The following is an 11,481-nucleotide window of genomic DNA, read 5'->3' on the forward strand; positions in this document are numbered from 1 at the left end:
AAACCTCTTTCTACTATTGTTTCGTTGCCTCCAATACCCACACAAAGTGATTAAATTGTGTAAAGGTTATGTGAAAACCATTGATTTCAAAGATTTGCTTTAAGACGGGAATCGTTGTATAGTATTCCCTCTCTAGATCTTCTGCTAGTTGCGTATATCCTTTTTGTTTTGCCTGAACAATGGTATCAGCAAATGAATCCGCTGTTTCAAACATTGTATCAGCAAACACTATTTTACCACCGGTTTGAAGTAACTTTCCATAGTTTATCACAGCTTCTTCTTTTTCTTTATCTGTTAAATGATGAAAAGCATACGTACTAACTAAGCTCTCTGCTGGAAACAATGATGTATCAAATTGTAAAAAGTCTCCTGGTGTGACTAAAACATCTGCCCCTAATTTCTGTTGTGCCAATTGTCTCATTGGTACTGAAGGTTCAATTCCTACTACGGTTAGTTCTTTTTCTAACAGTTTTTTTGTTAAGTTTCCAGTCCCTGTTCCAAATTCTATCACATGCCCTATTGAACGATCTGCTACATATTCTAAGATTTCATTATAATTGCGAAACACTTCTCTATACTGTTCATCTTTCCCGCTTACCGATGCATCATACTCATTCGCCCACTTTTCAAAGATATCTAAAAACTCTAGCCCCATAAAAAACGCCTCCTCATAACTAATAATTCTTATGGATATAGTATGTTTTTAGCTATCGTTTGTTCTTCATTTACAAATATTTTAAGCTTTTAACTTTCTATTTGCTATACTATAGTAATGAGGTAAGGAGGGCGTAAGATGAACTTTGAATTTGAAATGATTGAAGATAAAATAGAATTTTTTGAAGCGGCTGATGTTAAAATACTTGAGAAACAAATCGCTGAAAAAATTGATCAAAATAAAGCGATTTTACTTGAGGTGCACAGCGTATCTCATCAAATGTCTGTGGACTATGAACAAGGTAAAAAACTGTACTCTGCAGTTGTTCATTTCAAAATAAAAAAGCAGCGCTAGCGCACTGCTTTTTTTATTGAAGCTTATCCACTACTGCGGGCTTCCAGCCTTCTCCATCTACCCATTCAATTTGAACGCGGTATTTTGTTGAGGAGTTGCCTTTAGGACTAACCGTAGCTACGGCTTTACCTACGCCACCGTTATTCCCTAAACGCCATACGGTCATATTGCTTGGACTAATGCCTGACCCTTCGCCTACAGCTTTTAGCATTTCGTTCCAATCCGTTGATCCTTTTTTATATGTTGCTGCAGGTGCATCTTGTGACGTACCTACTGAATCCCATGAAGGATCTACCTTGCGTTCTGCCACGCCAGGCTCTGGATTTTTCTCTACTTCAGCCTGTGAATCTGAGTCGTTTGATTCTTCATCTGTTGCTTGATCATCTTCAGAGCTTTGGTCATCTTCAGAACTTTGGTCATCTTCAGAACTTTGATCGTCCGTTGCTTGATCATCTGTCGCTTGATCATCTTTCGAAGAATCATCGTCTTTTTTAGCCGTCTTGTCCGTTTTTTGGTCATTTGTTTGCGGATTATTTTGAGTTGTTTCCGCTTGGTTATCCGATTTATCCTTGTTTCCAAGAATCATCGTACCACCGACAAATACAATTAAAACAGCTACGACAGCAATTAACAGATTATATAATCGGTTTACTTTTTTTTCTTTGTTTTCGTGTCTTGAAGAACGATTGTTATTCATTGCTACAATTTCCTCCAACTTTTATAATGCTTTATTCTAACATGTGTTTTCTTATAGATGAAGCATCAAAATTTATTTGAAGTATATTTGTAATATTTTTTACAAATTCTTCTTATTTTAACGTGTATTTAAGTCATACATCCCTTTAACAATATCATAAAATACGCTGTTTGTGGGAGATATCGCACTTTTTGTATTTAAATCCACTACTACCATTGCATATTTTGGATCATCTGCAGGAAAGTAACCCGCAAACCATTTATTGACGATATCGTCTTTCACATTGATTTCAGCAGTTCCTGACTTTCCTGCCACTTCATAAGGAAGCGTTTGAAATCTTCTTCCTGTTCCTTTTTCGCTCTGTACGACACCTTTTAAAAGCTGCTGCATAGAAGCAGCTGTGGCTTTATTAATGGCATCTCCTTTTAACTCATGCTCTTTAAACGTATACAATGACGTGTTGTTTTTATACTCTAGCGCATCTACAGCTTTTACCTGTTTCTTTTCTCCTCCGCGTGCAATTGTCGCCATCATATTTGCTACTGCAAGCGGAGTCACTTTTACATCAAGCTGTCCAATTGCCGTTTGCGCTACAGCATTTGGTACTTTTTTTTCTCTTGCATTTGTCCAAACTCTTCCCGATTTCTCTCCTAAAAACTGCTTGAAATGTTCAAAGTGAAACACATCACCCGTCCATCCTACAGGCTGAATAAGCCCTAACTTGTCAGCATATTGTTCAAGGATATTCGGATTAGGTATTATCATTTCTTTTGCTAGCTGGGCAAACGTTGCATTACAACTTTGCGCGAAGCTTTCTTCAAACGTCAGCTGCCCTTTTTGATGATCTTCTTCTACATTATTGCCATAAATACTTTTATCGCAGTTATAGGTAAAAGAAGGCTGAATTTTATTTTGTTCAAGCGCTGCAGCTGCTGTTACGGTTTTAAATATAGATCCAGGAGTTTGTGGCGTCAGCAAACGATTTTCTACGCTGTCTGAACCATTTTGCTTTTTAAATGGATCTTTCTTATTAATCGAAGGCCTGCTGGCCATCGCAATTACTTTATTGTTTTTTATATCAATTAAGACGGCTCCTCCGTCTTTTAACTTATAATGATTTAATGTATTCTCCACTAGCTCCTGAGCAGACAAATCAAGCGTCGTACGCACACTGACTGGATAATAAGGGTTAGCTGTGCCCGTGTACTTTACATCGATGCCAAACATAGGCCCACCTAGGCGATCAACATGATAAAGAAGCTTAGACTCCTGTTCAGGCAGCAAAAACTCGTCAAAAGCTCTCTGCATCCCTGAGATACCCACAGGCGTAGTTGATTTAATTGCTCCATTTTTCAATTTGTCACTATACTTCTCTTCAATTATCTGTTTGCTTTGTGCCTCTAGTCCGATTAAATGTTCAGCAAGAGGAACTGGACGCTCATCTTTTAGAGGAATTCCAAATACGCCAGGCACCTTTAATGCATTTATTTTTTCGACTTGTGCATGGGACAATTCTTTTGTAATAACAACCGGTGTTTTAGCATTCGCTAGTCTGTTCGTTAGTTCCTTTGGTTGCATTCCCACGATTTCACTTACTTGCTGAACAGGCCACTTCATTTTTTCTAAAAATGGAAACAGGACTAAGCGATTGTGCGTGATAGATGTTAAAGACTGTCCATTTTTATCTTCAAATTTCCCTCGCCCGTCATCTACCACCATTTCCTGCGTACGCTGTTTTACGCTTCCTTCAATTAAGTTAATCTTTTTGTCAGTAAAAGATTCTGTGCTGACAAGCTGAAGTTGAACAAGCCGTGCTCCCAGTCCGCTAATTAATAATAAAATAAAAATAAGAGTAATATAAATTCGCTTGTGAATTATTTTCATGACTACACCTCACTCTTTACAAGTGTCGACGTTGCCATTACTTTTAAAACCATTATCTTAAGAAATATTCATTCTTTTTTTCATTTCACAAAAAAACTTGCTGATTCAGCAAGTTTTTATTATTAATTTTCTGTTAAAAATTGTTGAGTTGTTCTTAGCTTTCCTATTTTCGGAAAGATGTAAGAAAGAGTTGCTTCATGCTCTTCTTTTGTAAATGTCGCCATGGCATCCGTGATAAAAATTTGGTTATACCCATACTGAAATGCTTCACGAGCTGTGCTTTCCACACCAATATTTGTTGCAATTCCGCAAAGGACAATTGTATCAATTCCTCTTCGGCGAAGCTGAAGGTCTAAATCTGTCCCAAAAAAGGCTCCCCACTGACGTTTTGTCACAATGTAATCATTCTCTTGAACATTAAGTCTTGGATCGAATTCCGCCCAGTCTGCAGGTTTTTCTTGAGGAGCAGATGGCTTTTGATCCGTTTCTGGCGTCAACGCATCTTTTCCATCTTGAAAATCTACTCGTACAAAACTAATAAATCCATTTTGTTCGCGGAAACGATTCACAAGCTGAACAGATTTCTCCACAATTTCGTCTCCTCCAATTGGAACAATCCCTTTTTGTAAATCAATTAAAACAAGCGCTGTTTTAGTAAAATCGATGTCTTTCATCTTCATCTTTCCTTTCTTACATATCTTTTCTATTCTCTCTGTTTTTTAAAATCATATAAAAAAAGCTGACGCGTGTCAGCTTTTTTACTTACGAGCATTCAGTAGAACGCTTCCAACCGTATGTTTTACTTAACAGATACAATTTTCACTGACATATCTCCACCAGGAGTTTGAACAGTTACTTGATCTCCAATTTGTTTGCCCATTAGACTTTTAGCAATTGGCGAATCATTTGAAATTTTCCCTTCAAACGGATCTGCTTCTGCACTACCTACAATTGTATACGTTTCTTCGTCACCATCTGGCAACTCTACAAATGTTACAGATTTACCTAATGATACAATAGAAGAGTTCTCTGCATCTTCTTCAATAATTTTCGCATTGCGAATCATATTTTCAAGCGTTGTAATACGGCCTTCTACGAAAGCCTGCTCGTCTTTTGCAGAATCGTACTCAGAGTTCTCCGATAAATCTCCAAAACTGCGGGCAATTTTGATACGCTCTACAACTTCTTTACGTTTTACTGTTTTTAAATATTCTAGCTCTTGCTCTAGCTTTAGCTTTCCTTCTTCTGTCATTGGAAATACTTTTTCTTGTGCCATAATCCCTTCACTCCTTCTTGAACTCAAAATCTCTAGTGTATACAGTCCATTTCTGTATGTACAAAAAATTTTCCACTCTGTGGAAAAATCAGTTAATAGAGAAATGACAGCTTCAAAACAGAAGCTGCTCGTTTCTCTATTCTTTATAATGTTTGTGTTTAGTTAGCAGAATATGTCTGCATTGTCTTCAAAAAAATTCCTGCATCTATGCTATGTTATTATAAAATGGCATTTTGTTCAAGAATTGTTTGAATTTTAGTGACCATCAAGTCAATCGCTACGTGGTTTTGACCGCCTTCAGGAATGATAATATCTGCATAGCGTTTTGTTGGTTCAACAAACTGATTATGCATCGGGCGAACGACAGATACGTATTGATCAACAACTGACTCAAGCGTACGCTCTCGTTCTTTAATATCACGAAGCATGCGACGAATGATACGAAGATCCGCATCTGTATCTACGTATAGCTTGATATCCATTAAATTACGCAAGCGCTGATCTTCTAGTACAAGAATACCTTCTAAGATAATAACATCTTTTGGTTCTTCTTTAATTACTTTCTCAGAGCGCGTATGAATTGCGTAATCATATACCGGTTTGTCAATGCTCTCATAATTTAATAAGTTTTGCAAGTGTTCAATCAGCAAATCATTATCAAATGCTAAAGGATGATCGTAGTTTGTTTGCAAACGCTGTTCAAACGGTACATCGCTTTGATCTTTATAATAATAGTCTTGCTCAAGAAGCATAATAGAATGCCCTTTAAAATACTCATAAATAGCTTTGGTTACAGTTGTTTTACCAGAACCGGATCCACCAGCGATACCGATTACAACGGGCTTTTTCCCCATTTTATATTTAAATCCCCTTTCGCATCATGTTATATGAAAATAGAGGTTGGTCCACTTTAAATTTCACAATTTGCAGCGGATGACGCGCAGCATCTAGTTCATTGCCATCTTCGTCCCAAATTTTATCTATTTTTTGCGTAAAGTTTTTAATTTCCGGACCGAAAAATTCCACTTCTTCTCCCGGTTTAAAATAGTTACGCTGTTGCAATGTCACGATGCTTGTTTCTTCATCATAATTCAATACTAAACCAGCAAAATCAAATTTTGTTTTCTTGCCGTGTACGCCAAACATTTGCTCATCTACTCCAGGAACTCCTTCAAAAAAGGCAGGAGCCGTATCGCGATTTGCACATTTGTCTAGCTCATCAAGCCATTCTTTTTGAATCACAAAATTCTCAGGATCTGCACAGTATGCGTCAATCACCTTGCGATATACGCTCACCACTGTTGCGATATAGTGAATCGACTTCATACGTCCTTCAATTTTTAAGCTATCAATACCCAGCTCAATCATTTGAGGGATAGATTGAATTAAATTTAAGTCTTTTGGACTCATTGCAAACGGATCGTCTTGCTCATCAAATAAAGCCGTTTCCGTTTTACCGTCTTCTACTTTAAATAAATCATAGTCCCAACGGCATGATTGACAGCATCCTCCGCGGTTTGAATCACGTGCTGTCATATGGTTACTTAGCACGCAGCGGCCTGAATAAGCAATACACATCGCTCCATGAATAAAAGCTTCAATTTCAATATCCACTTTTTCTTTCATTTCGCGCATTTCTTCAGCACCCGTTTCACGAGCAAGCACAACACGTTCTAATCCTTCTTCTTTCCAGAACTGAACGGCTTTCCAGTTTGAAAGTGATTGCTGCGTACTTAAATGTACTTCAAGCTTAGGTGCAACGCGTCGACAGGTTTCGATAATTAACGGATCAGCTACGATGATTCCAGAAACACCAGCGCGCTCTAATCCCATTAAATAATCTTCAAGTCCGTCCATATTTTCATTATGAGCAAAAATGTTTGTTGTAACATAAATACGTGCGCCGTATTTGTTCGCAAACTGAACACCTTCTGCCATTTCTTCAAATGTAAAGTTATCTGCATTTGAACGAAGGCCAAACTCTTTTCCTCCGATAAACACAGCATCTGCTCCATAGTGTACGGCAACTTTTAATTTTTCAAGGTTACCGGCTGGAGCTAACAACTCAGGCTTCTTAGTAATAACTCGTTTACCTTCTACTACAGTATCGATTTGAACAGCCATCGTTTGTACCTCCTTTGTTTATCTTTCTTTGCAAGCTTTTTAATATACCGTTTCTTTAAAGAAAAACCCTGTGTCCAACGGGCGGTTAATTGGCTGCAAGCTTTCAATTTCTTCTAACAAATCGTCTTTAACATTTTCGTATTCTTCACGGTCATCTACACATAAATCAATCGCTTGACGATATTTTTTTGTTACTTCTAAAATATATTGCGGTGACTTTAATACGCCGTCAATTTTGAATACATCTACTTCAGCGTCAATCATCTCGGAAAGCTCGTCGATAATGCACATATCATTTGGACTCATAATGTGCGTTCCATTTTCATCTTCGAAAATTGGATACTTATTGTTTCGCTCATTATCAAGTAAAAACATATCTTTTTCTACTTTACGATTTTCAATTTCCATGACTTTTCCTTGATACTCAAAGTAGTTGCCAAGAAGTGAACGTTTTGATTGGAACATACACGTCATGCCATGCACCTGAACTTCAATTTCTACCTCGGCTTTTTCTTTGATATCAATGATGCTATCCATGCTTAACTCACGAGCAAGAACTGCACGCTTAGCTCCTTTACGCCCCCAGTAGTTACATGAATACCAGTTTGTGCCCGTTGTCTCAGTACTCCAGTGCATCTTCATTTCTGGAGCTGTTTCACGCACTGCCATCAATACAGCAGGGTCTCCAAAGACAATCGCATCCACGCTTGCTTCTTTTAAGAATAAAATATATTCATTTAGTTCGGCGATTTTATCATTGTGAAATAATCCGTTCATCGCTACGTAGACTTTTGCATTATGCTGATGAGCAATATTTACAGCTTCTACGATATCTTCACGTTTGAATTCACCTGCTAAACGCAAACCGTAGCGCTGTTCACCAACCATAATAGCTGTTGCTCCAGCTTGTAGTAATGATTCGATTTCTGAAACTGCAGTTGGTGTCACTAATAGTTCTGGTTTTTTCATTCTTGGTCACCTCTTTTAATACTAATCGCGATTCCGTCTCCAATAGGGAGAATAGTTGTATAATAATCGGGATGATTCATCAGCCACGTATTGTATGCCTGAATTTTTTTAATTAAGCTGCGGCGTCGACGTGTTTCTACTTCGGCCAAATCGGTCGCTACGTGACCTTTAAATAGTACGTTATCCGAAATAATCATTCCTTTAGAAGATAGCATCGGCTCATAATGTTCAAAAAAACGCTGATACTGACCTTTAGCTGCATCAATAAACACTGCATCATAAGGACCATGACGTTCAATCTCATCTCTAAGCTCTAGTGCATCTCCAAGCAACGACACAATTTTATCTTGTTTTCCCGCCCGTTCAATAAATTCTTGCGCTTTTTGGTAACGCTCTTCATTTCGTTCTACCGTAACCACTCGTGCCTCTGGAAGCGCATGGGTCATTCGAATAGACGAATATGCAATCGCTGTTCCAATTTCTAATATATGTTTTGGCTGATGAAGACGAAGAATTTGCAATAGCGTTTCAACACCAATCAATTCCATAATCGGAACGTGATGTTCTTTTGCATAAGCTTCCATTTCTTCAATAAGCTCCTGGCGCTTAGGAATAAGCTTTTCCACATACTGCTCTACGTTTTGTAAAAGCAAAACACTTCCTCCGTTCTCAGAAGTACATTTTACATTATGTTTTCATAACGTTTTATTACTGCAAAATAGTAAGACAACTAGTCTATTATAAGTTTTTTTCGTTTTTACGTAAACCCGATATATTTTAACATAAAAGATGGGGAATGCGAAGTATCGCGATTCCCCAATTTTAAATTTCCAATTATTTTTCGGTATTTTGCTTTTCTTTACCTGTAATATGCTTGGCTTTTTCTTTGTTATGTTCTTCTAAGGTTTTGGTAAAAATAACTTTTCCTTCAGGTGTGGCCAAGAAGTATAAATAATCTGTATTGGCTGGATGTAACGCAGCTTTGATTGACATCAAACCAGAGCTGGCAATTGGTCCTGGAGGCAACCCTTTTACTTTATACGTATTGTAAGGAGAGTCCACTTCTAAATGCTTATAGAACACGCGGTCTTTATGCTCTCCTAAGGCATATAAGACGGTTGGATCCGTTTGAAGAGGCATATTTTTTTCAAGGCGATTATAAAAGACGCTGGCAATTTTTTCTCGGTCGACTTTTGCAGTTGCTTCCTCTTCAATCAGAGAAGACATTGTTAACAATTTATGTGCACTGAATTTTTTCTTCTCCATTTGCCCACTGTACTGACCTAATACATTATTTGTTTTCCCTACCATTTTATCCAATATTTCATCTAACGACACATTTTTATCATAAAAATCATACGTAACGGGATATAAATAACCTTCTAGCGGATGTTTAATATCTTTTTGCATCACTTCATCCGTTACTAAATCTGGATATTTTTCTTTCATTTTATTGACGAATGCCTTATCGTCTAGCTTTTTCATGACTTCGTCTTTTGTAAACTTTGTATTTTCAGCAATGATATCAGCAATTTCCACAAGCTGGCGTCCTTCTGGAATGGTGACACGAATATCAGGTTGCTTTGAAACCTCGCCTTTTTCCATTTTTTCAACCATTTCCCCTAAACTCATGGAAGGAGAAAATAAATACGTTCCAGCTTGAAATCCAGACACATGGGTTAATTTTACGTAATAGCGAAATGCACTTTTGCTTTTAATTAAATCTTCTTTTTTCAATACCGTACCAATCGATTGGACGGAAGAACCTTGTGGAATGGTCACATTTACTTTTTTATTGCTGTTTCGATCCACGGGCGTTAAGCGGGATTGAGCATAGAAAAATGCACCGCCAACTAGTAAAAGAAGTACGATAATTGTAATAAAAATAACTCGTTTTTTTCTTGAACGATTAGGTGGTAAAAATGTTTGTTGCGACAAGCAGCTTCCTGGTTAAATCTACTTCTGTAAAAGAAGATACAACCAGTTTCACCTCTTTTCTTCTTGATTTTTTATAAGTATAAACAGAGAGGAGACATGAGATTGCGATTCATTCGTATCGCCTATAGGTGTGAGATGGTATCGCTTCCTTAAATTCTCGCCTCTTCTAAAATTTTTCCATGATTTATGTTATTGTCTGCCCAAAGTCTAGTTTCATCCGTTCAAACAATGAATTCTTTTATTAAAATGCACTCTCACACGCAGGAATTATTATACTACAATTTATCTTATTTTTCGTCATTATCATACAATCTGCCCTAAGAATGCAAGGAAAAACCTTTTTATATCTAAATAGAACAGCCGCTATGTAAAAAAAAGCTGATAACGATTGTCATCAGCTTTTTCACTATAATTATTCGCCTTCTTCGTCAAGGAATGTATTAACCATTTCCTCAACCATGTCCCACTCTTCTTCTGTTTCAATCGGTTGAAGCTCACCGTCTTGACCATCTTCACTTGGTGTGAAAGCAGATGCATGAATTTCAATTTCCTCTTCATCATCTCGGTCTGCTCCGATTGGATAGTAAATTACATATGATTTGTTATATTGATCAGAATCAAATGTGAATAAAATTTCGCATAGCTGCTCATTTCCATTCTCATCGACGATTGTAATTTTATTTTCTTCTACGCTCATGTTTGCACCTCATTTTATATTGTAAGCTCTTAGCTTAACTTTTTCTTCAGCGAAAAGCAAGCCGTTCAGTTATTTCACTTCCCTTTTACGTACAAAAGAATATGCAAAAGGGAAATTCATAACTTTTCAGCTGAGGCAAAGCCTGCTGCTTTTCTTACTGCTTGCTGTCTAAGTATCCTTGAAGAATCATAACAGCTGCCATTTTATCGATTACTTTTTTGCGTTTCTTACGGCTTACATCGGCAGACAGCAGTACTCGCTCTGCTGCCATCGTCGACAAGCGCTCGTCCCACATCATCGTTTCAATGTTAAGTTTTTCTTTGACGTTGTCAGCAAACTCAATGCACGCTTCGCCTCGAGGGCCAATCGTACCATTCATATTTTTAGGAAGACCCACTACGATTTTCTCTACGGAATATTCGTCAATTAGCTGCTGTAAACGAGGATATGATTGCTCCATCTGCTCATCTGCAATTTTAATTGTTTCAATTCCTTGCGCTGTCCATCCCATTTCATCACTAACTGCCACGCCAATTGTTTTGGTTCCTACATCTAATCCTAATACGCGCATTTATGAATCCTTTCGATGCTGTTGTAAATAAGATTTAACAAGTTCTTCAATGAGCTCGTCTCGCTCTAACTGGCGAATTGTATTTCTCGCATCGTTATGACGAGGAATGTAAGCAGGGTCTCCTGATAACAAATACCCAACGATTTGGTTGATTGGGTTGTAGCCTTTTTCTTGCAGTGCGTCATAAACCGTAAACAATACTTCATGTACGTTTGTTTCAGCTGGCTCATCTTGAAAATTAAATTGCATGGTTTTATCAAATGAACTCACGGTCCCACCTCACTCTCTTAATTTGTGAACACATTGTGCACTATGC

General features: G+C 37.6%; 14 protein-coding genes. 1 reads left to right on the top strand and 13 read right to left on the bottom strand.

Features of this window, described 5'->3' with window-relative positions; all coding sequences use genetic code 11:
• Window positions 1-13: 13 nt before the first annotated feature.
• On the bottom strand, window positions 14-655 hold the full coding sequence (locus LJC66_RS23340) for a class I SAM-dependent methyltransferase (protein WP_230933626.1): 642 nt from the start codon (window positions 653-655) through the stop codon (window positions 14-16).
• A gap of 138 nt (window positions 656-793) precedes the next feature.
• Between LJC66_RS23340 and LJC66_RS23345 the strand changes: the two genes are divergently transcribed.
• Window positions 794-1,009: a DUF2536 family protein gene (locus tag LJC66_RS23345; RefSeq protein WP_230933627.1), complete on the top strand. Its 216-nt coding sequence runs from the start codon at window positions 794-796 to the stop codon at window positions 1,007-1,009.
• A 13-nt stretch (window positions 1,010-1,022) separates the two neighbouring features.
• On the opposite strand, the gene LJC66_RS23350 is transcribed toward LJC66_RS23345, so the two are convergent.
• From LJC66_RS23350 to LJC66_RS23405, 12 genes are all read right to left on the bottom strand, one after another.
• Window positions 1,023-1,706, bottom strand: coding sequence for a YrrS family protein (locus LJC66_RS23350; protein WP_057274045.1), 684 nt, complete (start codon window positions 1,704-1,706; stop codon window positions 1,023-1,025).
• Between the two features lie 117 nt (window positions 1,707-1,823).
• Window positions 1,824-3,590 carry a peptidoglycan D,D-transpeptidase FtsI family protein gene (locus tag LJC66_RS23355; protein ID WP_230933628.1) on the bottom strand — a complete coding sequence of 589 codons (1,767 nt, stop codon included), beginning with the start codon at window positions 3,588-3,590 and terminating at the stop codon, window positions 1,824-1,826.
• A gap of 122 nt (window positions 3,591-3,712) precedes the next feature.
• Window positions 3,713-4,270 (bottom strand): isochorismatase family protein, encoded by a 558-nt coding sequence (locus LJC66_RS23360; RefSeq protein ID WP_374199249.1) that lies wholly within the window; start codon window positions 4,268-4,270, stop codon window positions 3,713-3,715.
• Between the two features lie 119 nt (window positions 4,271-4,389).
• Complete coding sequence (gene greA, locus LJC66_RS23365) at window positions 4,390-4,866, bottom strand: transcription elongation factor GreA (protein ID WP_098626978.1); 477 nt, start codon at window positions 4,864-4,866, stop codon at window positions 4,390-4,392.
• 218 nt (window positions 4,867-5,084) lie between these two features.
• The gene (gene udk, locus LJC66_RS23370; RefSeq protein WP_028411675.1) at window positions 5,085-5,720 is read right to left on the bottom strand and encodes a uridine kinase; all 636 of its coding nucleotides are present in this window, start codon (window positions 5,718-5,720) and stop codon (window positions 5,085-5,087) included.
• Between the two features lie 7 nt (window positions 5,721-5,727).
• Window positions 5,728-6,990 carry a peptidase U32 family protein gene (locus LJC66_RS23375; protein WP_013059281.1) on the bottom strand — a complete coding sequence of 421 codons (1,263 nt, stop codon included), beginning with the start codon at window positions 6,988-6,990 and terminating at the stop codon, window positions 5,728-5,730.
• A 39-nt stretch (window positions 6,991-7,029) separates the two neighbouring features.
• On the bottom strand, window positions 7,030-7,959 hold the full coding sequence (locus LJC66_RS23380; RefSeq protein ID WP_014458158.1) for a peptidase U32 family protein: 930 nt from the start codon (window positions 7,957-7,959) through the stop codon (window positions 7,030-7,032).
• Window positions 7,956-8,612, bottom strand: a complete 657-nt coding sequence (locus LJC66_RS23385; RefSeq protein WP_050688538.1) for an O-methyltransferase — start codon at window positions 8,610-8,612, stop codon at window positions 7,956-7,958. Before LJC66_RS23385 ends, LJC66_RS23380 begins: the two co-directional genes overlap by 4 nt.
• A 181-nt stretch (window positions 8,613-8,793) precedes the next feature.
• Window positions 8,794-9,897, bottom strand: coding sequence for an endolytic transglycosylase MltG (gene mltG / locus LJC66_RS23390; RefSeq protein ID WP_230933629.1), 1,104 nt, complete (start codon window positions 9,895-9,897; stop codon window positions 8,794-8,796).
• Window positions 9,898-10,309: 412 nt separating this feature from the next.
• Window positions 10,310-10,594, bottom strand: a complete 285-nt coding sequence (locus LJC66_RS23395; RefSeq protein WP_230933630.1) for a DUF1292 domain-containing protein — start codon at window positions 10,592-10,594, stop codon at window positions 10,310-10,312.
• Window positions 10,595-10,748: 154 nt separating this feature from the next.
• A complete protein-coding gene (gene ruvX, locus LJC66_RS23400; RefSeq protein WP_013059286.1) occupies window positions 10,749-11,165 on the bottom strand; it encodes a Holliday junction resolvase RuvX in 417 nt (138 codons plus the stop codon).
• Window positions 11,166-11,435, bottom strand: a complete 270-nt coding sequence (locus LJC66_RS23405; RefSeq protein WP_013059287.1) for an IreB family regulatory phosphoprotein — start codon at window positions 11,433-11,435, stop codon at window positions 11,166-11,168.
• Window positions 11,436-11,481 lie beyond the last annotated feature (46 nt).

Source organism: Priestia sp. TSO9, from assembly GCF_021029645.1.
Classification (GTDB): domain Bacteria; phylum Bacillota; class Bacilli; order Bacillales; family Bacillaceae_H; genus Priestia; species Priestia megaterium_E.

Excerpts from the sequence above, each read along its gene's own strand:
- LJC66_RS23360 (WP_374199249.1), bottom strand. The coding sequence starts at position 4,270 with ATGAAGATGAAAGACATCGATTTTACTAAAACAGCGCTTGTTTTAATT.
- ruvX (WP_013059286.1), bottom strand. The coding sequence starts at position 11,165 with ATGCGCGTATTAGGATTAGATGTAGGAACCAAAACAATTGGCGTGGCA.
- LJC66_RS23350 (WP_057274045.1), bottom strand. The coding sequence starts at position 1,706 with ATGAATAACAATCGTTCTTCAAGACACGAAAACAAAGAAAAAAAAGTA.
- LJC66_RS23375 (WP_013059281.1), bottom strand. The coding sequence starts at position 6,990 with ATGGCTGTTCAAATCGATACTGTAGTAGAAGGTAAACGAGTTATTACT.
- LJC66_RS23340 (WP_230933626.1), bottom strand. The coding sequence starts at position 655 with ATGGGGCTAGAGTTTTTAGATATCTTTGAAAAGTGGGCGAATGAGTAT.
- LJC66_RS23355 (WP_230933628.1), bottom strand. The coding sequence starts at position 3,590 with ATGAAAATAATTCACAAGCGAATTTATATTACTCTTATTTTTATTTTA.
- LJC66_RS23395 (WP_230933630.1), bottom strand. The coding sequence starts at position 10,594 with ATGAGCGTAGAAGAAAATAAAATTACAATCGTCGATGAGAATGGAAAT.
- LJC66_RS23345 (WP_230933627.1), top strand. The coding sequence starts at position 794 with ATGAACTTTGAATTTGAAATGATTGAAGATAAAATAGAATTTTTTGAA.
- udk (WP_028411675.1), bottom strand. The coding sequence starts at position 5,720 with ATGGGGAAAAAGCCCGTTGTAATCGGTATCGCTGGTGGATCCGGTTCT.
- LJC66_RS23380 (WP_014458158.1), bottom strand. The coding sequence starts at position 7,959 with ATGAAAAAACCAGAACTATTAGTGACACCAACTGCAGTTTCAGAAATC.
- greA (WP_098626978.1), bottom strand. The coding sequence starts at position 4,866 with ATGGCACAAGAAAAAGTATTTCCAATGACAGAAGAAGGAAAGCTAAAG.